The sequence below is a fragment of the Streptomyces sp. NPDC102441 genome (assembly GCF_044765585.1).
Lineage (GTDB): Bacteria > Actinomycetota > Actinomycetes > Streptomycetales > Streptomycetaceae > Streptomyces.
The window spans coordinates 510,185-518,704 of sequence record NZ_JBIWKH010000006.1 but is presented as its reverse complement, the minus strand read 5'-3'; the positions used below and the strand labels follow the sequence as shown (position 1 = coordinate 518,704).

11 protein-coding genes are annotated in these 8,520 nt (G+C 69.6%); 2 read left to right on the top strand and 9 right to left on the bottom strand.

The window, feature by feature from the left end; translation table 11 throughout:
- Positions 1 to 91: 91 nt before the first annotated feature.
- From dapD to ACIREO_RS16465, 3 genes are all read right to left on the bottom strand, one after another.
- On the bottom strand, positions 92 to 1,090 hold the full coding sequence (dapD, locus tag ACIREO_RS16475) for a 2,3,4,5-tetrahydropyridine-2,6-dicarboxylate N-succinyltransferase (RefSeq protein ID WP_404109959.1): 999 nt from the start codon (positions 1,088 to 1,090) through the stop codon (positions 92 to 94).
- Positions 1,091 to 1,242: 152 nt separating this feature from the next.
- Entirely contained in the window at positions 1,243 to 1,791 is a 549-nt protein-coding gene (locus ACIREO_RS16470; protein ID WP_404109956.1) for a TetR/AcrR family transcriptional regulator, read from the bottom strand.
- Complete coding sequence (locus ACIREO_RS16465) at positions 1,791 to 2,111, bottom strand: DMT family transporter (protein ID WP_404109953.1); 321 nt, start codon at positions 2,109 to 2,111, stop codon at positions 1,791 to 1,793. The genes ACIREO_RS16470 and ACIREO_RS16465 overlap by 1 nt, the downstream gene beginning before the upstream one ends.
- A 157-nt stretch (positions 2,112 to 2,268) precedes the next feature.
- Here ACIREO_RS16465 and ACIREO_RS16460 point away from each other — a divergent pair, with 157 nt between their 5' ends.
- Positions 2,269 to 3,417 (top strand): hypothetical protein, encoded by a 1,149-nt coding sequence (locus tag ACIREO_RS16460; protein ID WP_404109950.1) that lies wholly within the window; start codon positions 2,269 to 2,271, stop codon positions 3,415 to 3,417.
- Positions 3,418 to 3,522: 105 nt separating this feature from the next.
- Here the strand turns inward: ACIREO_RS16460 and ACIREO_RS16455 are convergent, their stop codons facing one another.
- The gene (locus ACIREO_RS16455) at positions 3,523 to 4,386 is read right to left on the bottom strand and encodes an NAD(P)H-binding protein (RefSeq protein ID WP_404109947.1); all 864 of its coding nucleotides are present in this window, start codon (positions 4,384 to 4,386) and stop codon (positions 3,523 to 3,525) included.
- Between the two features lie 135 nt (positions 4,387 to 4,521).
- Here ACIREO_RS16455 and ACIREO_RS16450 point away from each other — a divergent pair, with 135 nt between their 5' ends.
- A complete protein-coding gene (locus ACIREO_RS16450) occupies positions 4,522 to 5,268 on the top strand; it encodes a TetR/AcrR family transcriptional regulator (RefSeq protein ID WP_404109945.1) in 747 nt (248 codons plus the stop codon).
- A gap of 61 nt (positions 5,269 to 5,329) precedes the next feature.
- Here ACIREO_RS16450 and ACIREO_RS16445 read toward each other — a convergent pair whose 3' ends face one another.
- The 5 genes from ACIREO_RS16445 to ACIREO_RS16425 are packed head-to-tail and all read right to left on the bottom strand — an operon-like array spanning position 5,330 to position 8,520.
- Positions 5,330 to 5,668 carry a metal-sulfur cluster assembly factor gene (locus tag ACIREO_RS16445; protein ID WP_093539690.1) on the bottom strand — a complete coding sequence of 113 codons (339 nt, stop codon included), beginning with the start codon at positions 5,666 to 5,668 and terminating at the stop codon, positions 5,330 to 5,332.
- Positions 5,665 to 6,120 carry a Fe-S cluster assembly sulfur transfer protein SufU gene (gene sufU, locus ACIREO_RS16440; protein ID WP_104789963.1) on the bottom strand — a complete coding sequence of 152 codons (456 nt, stop codon included), beginning with the start codon at positions 6,118 to 6,120 and terminating at the stop codon, positions 5,665 to 5,667. The genes ACIREO_RS16445 and sufU overlap by 4 nt, the downstream gene beginning before the upstream one ends.
- A gap of 18 nt (positions 6,121 to 6,138) precedes the next feature.
- Positions 6,139 to 7,407 (bottom strand): cysteine desulfurase, encoded by a 1,269-nt coding sequence (locus tag ACIREO_RS16435; RefSeq protein ID WP_404109941.1) that lies wholly within the window; start codon positions 7,405 to 7,407, stop codon positions 6,139 to 6,141.
- Positions 7,404 to 8,195, bottom strand: coding sequence for a Fe-S cluster assembly ATPase SufC (gene sufC / locus ACIREO_RS16430; protein ID WP_404109938.1), 792 nt, complete (start codon positions 8,193 to 8,195; stop codon positions 7,404 to 7,406). Before sufC ends, ACIREO_RS16435 begins: the two co-directional genes overlap by 4 nt.
- A gap of 7 nt (positions 8,196 to 8,202) precedes the next feature.
- Positions 8,203 to 8,520: a bifunctional 3-phenylpropionate/cinnamic acid dioxygenase ferredoxin subunit gene (locus tag ACIREO_RS16425; RefSeq protein ID WP_404109935.1), complete on the bottom strand. Its 318-nt coding sequence runs from the start codon at positions 8,518 to 8,520 to the stop codon at positions 8,203 to 8,205.

The following is an 8,520-nucleotide window of genomic DNA, read 5'->3' as shown; positions in this document are numbered from 1 at the left end:
ACACCGCAGCCAGCCGGCTCGCGGCACCCAAACCCGTGAACTGGTGCGGAAAACGACTCACGTGGTGCCAGAGCAACTCACAACCAGATCACTAGTTGTGGCTGTGCAGTACGTCGTTGAGCCCGTCCCAGACCGCGTTGTTCGGGCGGGCCTCGACGGCGCCGGTGACCGAGTTGCGGCGGAAGAGGATGTTCGAGGCGCCGGAGAGCTCGCGGGCCTTGACGACCTGTCCGTCCGGCATGGTGACCCGGGTGCCGGCCGTGACGTACAGCCCGGCCTCGACGACGCACTCGTCGCCGAGTGCGATCCCGATGCCCGCCTCGGCGCCGATCAGGCAGCGCTGCCCGATGACGATGCGCTCCTTGCCGCCGCCGGACAGCGTGCCCATGGTGGACGCGCCGCCGCCGATGTCGGAGCCGTCGCCGACGACGACGCCCGCGGAGATACGGCCCTCGACCATGGAGGTACCGAGGGTGCCCGCGTTGAAGTTGACGAAGCCCTCGTGCATCACGGTCGTGCCCGAGGCCAGGTGGGCTCCGAGCCGCACCCGGTCGGCGTCGGCGATCCGCACGCCCTTGGGCGCGACGTAGTCCGTCATCCGGGGGAACTTGTCCACCGAGGTGACCTGGAGGTGCAGGCCTTCGGCGCGGGCGTTGAGCCGGACCTTCTCCAGGTCGTCGACGGCCACCGGCCCCAGCGAGGTCCAGGCGACGTTGGCGAGGAATCCGAAGATGCCGTCGAGGTTCTGGCCGTGGGGCTGCACGAGACGGTGCGAGAGCAGGTGCAGCCGCAGGTAGGTGTCGTGCGCGTCGAGCGGCTTGTCGTCCAGCGAGGAGATGACCGTGGACACGGCGACGACCTCCACACCACGGCGTGCGTCCACACCGATGGCCTTGGCCGCGCCCTCGCCGAGACGGTTCACCGCCTCTTCGGGGCTCAGGCGCTGCGTCCCGGCCGGTCCGGGCTCGGCGGCCAGCTCGGGGGCGGGGAACCAGGTGTCGAGGACGGTGCCGTCACCGGCGATGGTGGCGAGGCCGGCGGCGACGGCGCCGGAGGTGCGGGCGGAGCCCTGGGAAGTCGTGTCGGTCATGGACAGAACCTAACCGTCCGGACCCCGCTCGGGCGAACCGGTCTCAGCTGCCGGAGCGTGTCCGCCCGAGGCGCCGCGCCCCGTCGCGGGCGTCGGGACCGACGTGCGGGCAGTACCGGCGGCCGTCCGGGAGGAGGCCGCCCGGACAGCCCTCAGCGGGCCGCCCCGTCAACCACCCTGGCCAGCATCTCCCTGGTGTACTCCGGGTCGAATTCGCCCCCGGTGAGCAGCACCTGGAGGCTGATCCCGTCCAGCAGCGCCGTGAGCGCCCGTGCGGTGGCCCGGTCGGTGCGGTCGGCGACCAGGGCGGCCAGGGTATCGGCCCACTCGGCGGCGACCGGCCGCAGGGCGGGCCGGCGCAGGGCCGCGAGGTACAGCTCGTACTCCAGCGCCAGCGGCCCCCGCCCGGCCGCGAACCACTCCCCCATCAACCGCGTCAGCTCGTCGGCCAGGGGGACCTCGGGGTCGGAGAAGTACGGGCTCTCGCGCACGGTCCGGGCGAAGCTCTCGTTGCACCGGCGCAGGGCGGCGACCAGCAGTTCGTCGAGCGAGTCGAAGTGATACGTCGTCGAGCCGAGCGGCACGTCGGCCTCCGCGGCCACCGTGCGGTGGCTGAGCCCGCCGATACCCCGGTCCGCGACGACGTGCCTGGCCGCGTCGATGATGCGCTCGCGCCGCTCGGGGTCGTACCGCCGGACCATCAGTGGGATCCTCCGAGATTGAGAACGACGACCCCCGCGATGACCAGAGCGATGCCGGCCAGCTTGGCCAGGCCCGCGGACTCGCCCATCCAGAGGATGCCGATGGCGGCGACGGCCGCGGTGCCCGTCCCCGCCCAGATGGCATAGGCGGTGCCGATTGACAGCGTCTTGAGGGTCTGGGCCAGCAGCGCGAAGGCCAGCACATAGCCGACGACGGTGATGAGCGAGGGCCACAGCCGCGTGAACCCCTCGCTGTACTTCATGGCCGTCGTCCCGGCCACCTCCGCCGCTATGGCCGCGGCCAGCATCCCGTATCCCATGCGTACGAGCGTACACAACGTTGCGTACGGGCGTACACAAGAACGGGCACCCATATCGTGACCGGCCAGGGAGGGATTCCGGGGCGCTCCGGGACGCTACGGTGTCCGCACCGGTAGGACCGTATGACGACCGGACGATACGAGCGACGGAGCAGTGGTGGCGCAGGACGCAGGGTGGGGCGGGGGCGCCTACGGGGGCGCGGCGTACGGCGGAAGTCCCTACGGGGGGCCGCCGGGATGGGGCGGCTGGGTGCCCCCGCCGAAGCCGGGGGTGATACCGCTCGCCCCGCTGAGGCTGGGGGACGTGCTGGGCGGGGCGTTCTCGACGATGGGCAGGTACTGGAAGCCGCTCTTCGGCATGGCCGCCGCACTCTACGGCGGCGCCGCGGTCCTGATGGCGGTGGCGGTGGCCATCGCCTACTCCGCCGTCTCCGACCGTCTGGAACGGGTGGTCGCCCTCGACTACAGCGAGAGCGCCTCCTCCGGGGACATCGCCGCGCTCGTGACGGCGGGCTGCGCCCTGGCGTTGCTGGGCATCGTCACCATGGCGGTCGTCTCCGGCCTGATGTACGCGACGGTCCCGGCCGTGCTGCAGGAGGCCGTCCTGGGCAGGCCCGTCGCCTTCGCGGCGGTATGGCACAAGGCCTGGGCCCACGTCGCCCCTGTGATCGGCACCCTGATCCTCACCTCCCTGGTCGCACTGGTGCCCGTGCTGCTCGTCATGGGGGTCTTCATCGCGGCGATCATCAGCCTCCTCACCATGGACAGCGGCGGTGGCGCCGCCGTCGCCATGTCGCTGGGCGTCATCGGCGCCCTGGTGACCGGGCCGCTCGCGGCCTGGATCTGGATAAAGGTCTGCCTGGCCCCGGCGGCCGTGGTCTTCGAGGGCCGGCGGCCCATCGCCGCGCTGCGCCGCTCGTCCGAACTGGTGCGCGGCGACTGGTGGCGGATCTTCGGCATCACCCTGCTGGCCGCCGTGATCGCGGGCACGGCCGGTTATGTCATCCAGATACCCTTCTCGGTCCTCGGCCTGTTCCCCAGCATGATCGGGACCGCGTCGCTGGACAACGATCCGAGCCCCACGGCAGTGATGGTGGCGATGAGCGGCTACCTGGTCGCGACCCTGCTGGGGCAGCTCGTGAGCCAGATCATCTCGACGACCTTCCCTCAGCTGGTGACAGGCCTGCTCTACGTCGACCGCCGGATACGCACGGAGAACCTGGGCCCGGCACTGGCCGAGGCCGCCGGCGTGCCCGCACAGGGTCCGGCGCCCGGGCCGTACGGAGGTGGCGCCCCGCAGTGGTGACCCGGCCGCCGGCAGGAGCCCGCGGCCGCGCCGGGGCGACGTCCGCCGGAGGTGAACGCACCGGCCGGACTTCCCCTGGCCCGGGCGCGAGCAGCCGCCCGAGGATCAGCTGTTCGCCAGCTGCTCGCGCAGCACCGCGTTCACGGCTACGGGTTCACGGCCGATCAAGGTGGCCAGTGCCGGGTCGACCGTCGCGAACTCGCCGGCACGGCTGGCTGTGAAGATGCCCAGCAACCGCTCCGCGGCCTCCGCGGGAACTCCCCGGCCCACCGTCTGCTCCAGGAACCGGTCGTCGGGTGCGGTGACCCTGGCGAGGGCGCGGCCCGTCACCTCGGTGGTTATGCCGACGAGGTCGTCGAAGGTGAGCGCCTGACTCCCGGTGAGCGGCGGCGTCGGGCCGTCGAAGCAGCCCTCGTCGGCCAGGACGGCGGCGGCCGCCTCCGCGAGGTCGGCATGGGCGGTCCAGCTGACCGGCCCGTCGGCAGGGAGCACGAGCCGGCCGGACTCCATGGCGTGGCCGATGAAGAGCGCCGCGCTGGCGGCGTAGAAGCCGTTACGCAGCGAGGTCCACGGCACACCGCAGGCACGCAGCGCCTCCTCCGTGGCGGCGTGGTCGCGGCATGCCTGGAAGTGTGAGGACTCGGCGGCCCCCATCTGACTGGTGTAGAGGATGCGACGGGCACCCGCCGCGACAGCCCCTTCGATCGCGACGCGGTGCTGCTCCACGCATTCGTCGCCCATCTTGTCGACAGAGACGATGAGCACCTGGGACGCGCCCTCGAAGGCGTGGGCGAGGCCGGCGGCGTCGGTGAAGCTGCCCTGCCGCACCCGCACCCCCAGGTCGGCCAGTGCCTTCGCCTTCTGCGGGTCACGGACGCTGACGCCGACCTGGTCCGCCGGCACGCGCGTGAGCAGCCTCTCGACGATCTGCCGCCCCAGCTGCCCGGCGGCTCCGGTCACAATGATCATGATGCGCTCCCCTACGTGGCAATGAATCGGTTCCGATGGAACCACAACAACGTTACCACCGATACTAACGATGGAACCAGCCAATCGGTATCATCGATACTAACGACGGAACCACCAAGGCGGTATCGTTGATGCATGGCATCACCTTCACGCGACAGGGACGGCGCCACCGCCGCCAGGCCCGGCACAGCGCCCCCAGGCCGTGAGCAGACCCGGCAGCGGGTCATAGAGGCCGCCGTCGACCTGCTGACGCGTGGGGGCCGCGACGCGGTCACCACCCGCGCGGTCGCGGATGCCGCGGGCCTTCAGCCGCCGGCCATCTACCGGCTGTTCGGCGACAAGGACGGGCTGCTCGACGCCGTGGCCGAGCACGGATTCGCCGCGTTCATCGCCACCAAGCACATCGACCCCGACCCCCGGGATCCCATCGAGGACCTGAGAGCCGGCTGGGACGTCTCGATCGAGTTCGGCCTGGCCAACCCCGCACTGTTCACCCTGATGTACACCGATCCCACCAGGACGGACTCGGCCGCGTTCAGGACCGGCATGGAGATCCTCATGGGCCGCGTCCGGCGCCTCGCCGCGGGCGGCTGGCTGCGCGTCGACGAGGAGATCGCGGCCCAGACCATCCATGCCACGGCTCGCGGCGCGGTGCTCACCTGGCTGTCCCTGCCCGAGGCAAGGCGCGACCCCGCCCTGTTCACCACCCTGCGGGAGGCCATGGTCACCGCGGTCACCAACCACCAGCCGGCCGTGCGGGAAGCGGGCCCCGCGGGCGCCGCCCGGGCCCTGCGCGCCGTACTGCCCGAGCAGACGCCGCTCAGCAGCGCGGAGGGACATCTGCTGAGGGAGTGGCTGAACCGCCTCGCCACCGAGGACTGACCGGCGAAAACGAAGGACGGCCCCCGGCGCAGTGCCGGAAGCCGTCCTGGAACGTCCTGGATCAGACGTTGAAGCCGAGCGCGCGAAGCTGCTCGCGACCGTCGTCGGTGATCTTGTCCGGTCCCCACGGCGGCATCCAGACCCAGTTGATCCGGAGCTCGTTGACGATGCCGTCCGTCGCGGACTTCGCCTGGTCCTCGATGACATCGGTCAGCGGACAGGCCGCGGACGTCAGGGTCATGTCGAGGGTGGCGATGTTGGCGTCGTCGATGTGGATGCCGTAGATCAGGCCCAGGTTGACGACGTCGATCCCCAGCTCGGGGTCGACCACGTCGTACAGCGCCTCGCGGACCTCCTCCTCGGAGGCCGGCTTGGTGGTGAGAGTCTCGTTGTCGCTCATGCGGTCTTCCCTTCGGACAGCGCCTGCGCCGTCGCGTCCTTCCACGCCATCCAGCTCAACAGCGCGCACTTGACCCGGGCCGGGTACTTGGAGACACCGGCGAACGCGACCGCGTCCTCCAGCACCTCCTCCATCGCGTCGTCCGGCTCCAGCTGGCCCTTGGACTGCATCAGTTCCAGGAAGGTCTCCTGGATCTTCTGCGCCTCGCCGAGCTGCTTGCCGACGAGCAGCTCGTTGAGCACGGAGGCGCTGGCCTGGCTGATGGAGCAGCCCTGGCCCTCGTAACTGACGTCGGCGATGGTGTCGCCGTCGTACTTCACGCGGAGCGTGATCTCGTCGCCGCACGTCGGGTTGACGTGGTGCACCTCGGCGTCGCCGTCCCGCAGGCCACGCCCGTGGGGGTGCTTGTAGTGGTCCAGGATCACTTCCTGGTACATGGAATCAAGCTTCACCAGTCAACCCTCTGCCGTCTAACCGAAAAAGTTCCGCACGTGCTCGAGCCCGTCCACCAGGGCGTCGACCTCGGCGGGCGTGGAGTACAGATAGAACGACGCTCGCGTCGTCGCAGGAATTCCGTACCGCAGGCAGACGGGCCGTGCGCAGTGGTGTCCGACGCGGACGGCGATGCCCTGCTCGTCGAGCACCTGACCCACGTCGTGGGGGTGGATGTCGCCGAGCGTGAAGGAGATCGTCGCCCCGCGGTCCTCGGCCGTGGCCGGACCGATGATCCGCAGGTCGGGGACCTCCAGGAGCCGGCGCACCGCGTACTCGGTGATGGCCTGCTCATGGCGGTGGATGTTCTCCATGCCGATGGCCGAGAGGTAGTCCACGGCCGCGCCCAGGCCGACGGCCTGCGCGATCGGGGGCGTACCCGCCTCGAACTTGTGCGGCGCGGGGGCGTACGTCGACGAGTGCATCGACACGGTCTCGATCATCTCGCCGCCACCGAGGAACGGCGGCAGGTCCTCCAGGAGCTCCTGCCGTCCCCAGAGCACACCGATACCCGTCGGGCCGACCATCTTGTGGCCGGTGAAGGCCACGAAGTCGGCCTGCAGCGCCTGCACGTCGAGCACCATGTGCGGGGCGGCCTGCGAGGCGTCGATGCAGACCAGCGCGCCGACCTGCTGGGCACGGCGGATGATCTTCTCGATCGGGTTGATCGTGCCCATGATGTTGGAGACCAGCGTGAAGGTGACGATCTTCGTCTTCTCCGTGATGATCTCATCGATGTTCGACAGGTCCAGCCGGCCGTCGTCCGTGATGCCGAACCACTTCAGCTTCGCGCCCGTGCGCTGCGAGAGCAGCTGCCACGGCACGATGTTGGAGTGGTGCTCCATCTCCGTGGTGACGATCTCCGTGTCGCTGTCGACCCGATAGGGCTCGTCCGCCCAGCCGAGCATGTTGGCGACGAGGTTGAGCGACTCCGAGGCGTTCTTGGTGAAGATCACCTCGTTGCGGCTGGGTGCGTTGATGAAGGCCGCGACCTTGTCGCGCGCACCCTCGTACAGCGCGGTTGCCTCCTCGGCGATGGTGTACACACCGCGGTGGACGTTGGCGTTGTGCCGCTCGTAGTACTCGTTGAGCGCGTCGAGAACCTGACGCGGCTTCTGCGAGGTCGCCGCGGAGTCCAGGTAAACGATCTTCTTGCCGTCGTGGACCGTGCGGTCCAGGATCGGGAAGTCCTTGCGGATCGCCTCGGTGTCGAGGAGGCCGGAGAGCCCCTGTCGGGCGTCAGTCACGCGACCGTACCTCCTGAGTTCGCTCCGCTCACGGGGCCACCCTTCGTGTAGGCCTCGTAGCCCTCGTTCTCCAGCTTGTCCGCGAGCTCGGCGCCGCCGGAGGCGGCGATCCGGCCGTTGGCGAAGACATGCACGTAGTCGGGCTTGATGTACTTGAGGATGCGTGTGTAGTGCGTGATCAGCAGGGTGCCGACCTCGCCGGACTCGCGCACCCGGTTGACGCCTTCGGAGACGGACTTCAGCGCGTCGACGTCCAGGCCGGAGTCGGTCTCGTCGAGGACGGCGATCTTCGGCTTGAGGAGCTCCAGCTGAAGGATCTCGTGGCGCTTCTTCTCACCGCCGGAGAAGCCCTCGTTGACGTTCCGCTCGGCGAACGCCGGGTCCATCTGGAGCTGGGTCATCGCCTCCTTGACCTCCTTCACCCACGTCCTCAGCTTGGGAGCCTCACCGCGGACGGCGGTGGCGGAGGTGCGCAGGAAGTTGGAGACCGAGACACCGGGGATCTCGACCGGGTACTGCATGGCGAGGAACAGGCCGGCGCGGGCCCGCTCGTCCACGGACATCTCCAGGACGTTTTCGCCGTCCAGGGTCACCGTGCCACTCGTGATCGTGTACTTGGGGTGACCCGCGAGCGAGTACGCGAGGGTGGACTTGCCGGACCCGTTCGGGCCCATGATGGCGTGGGTCTCGCCCTGCTTCACGGTCAGGTCGACGCCCTTGAGGATCTCCTTCGTGGCGTTGTCGGCCTCGACGGAGACGTGCAGGTCGCGGATTTCAAGCGTTGCCATGGGTGACTCAGGACTCCTGGGTGACGGAGACGAGCACATCGTCCCCTTCGATCTTTACGGGGTATACGGGGACGGGGCGCGTCGCGGGAAGACCGGACGGCTTGCCGGTGCGGAGGTCGAAGCTCGATCCGTGCAGCCAGCACTCGATCGAGCAGTCCTCCACCTCGCCCTCCGACAGCGAGACGTTCGCGTGCGAGCAGATGTCGTTGATCGCGAACACCTCGCCCTCGGAGCGGACGACGGATACCGGCGTGCCGTCGAGCTCCACCCGCTTCGGGGTGTCGTCCTCCAGCTCGCTCAGCGCACAGGCTCTGACGAAGGCCAT

Bases quoted from the DNA above. Each gene is read 5' to 3' on its own strand.
- ACIREO_RS16455 (WP_404109947.1), bottom strand. From the start codon at position 4,386: ATGATCATTGTGACCGGAGCCGCCGGGCAGCTGGGGCGGCAGATCGTC.
- ACIREO_RS16450 (WP_404109945.1), top strand. From the start codon at position 4,522: ATGGCATCACCTTCACGCGACAGGGACGGCGCCACCGCCGCCAGGCCC.
- dapD (WP_404109959.1), bottom strand. From the start codon at position 1,090: ATGACCGACACGACTTCCCAGGGCTCCGCCCGCACCTCCGGCGCCGTC.
- ACIREO_RS16425 (WP_404109935.1), bottom strand. From the start codon at position 8,520: ATGGCCTTCGTCAGAGCCTGTGCGCTGAGCGAGCTGGAGGACGACACC.
- sufC (WP_404109938.1), bottom strand. From the start codon at position 8,195: ATGGCAACGCTTGAAATCCGCGACCTGCACGTCTCCGTCGAGGCCGAC.
- ACIREO_RS16470 (WP_404109956.1), bottom strand. From the start codon at position 1,791: ATGGTCCGGCGGTACGACCCCGAGCGGCGCGAGCGCATCATCGACGCG.
- ACIREO_RS16445 (WP_093539690.1), bottom strand. From the start codon at position 5,668: ATGAGCGACAACGAGACTCTCACCACCAAGCCGGCCTCCGAGGAGGAG.
- ACIREO_RS16465 (WP_404109953.1), bottom strand. From the start codon at position 2,111: ATGGGATACGGGATGCTGGCCGCGGCCATAGCGGCGGAGGTGGCCGGG.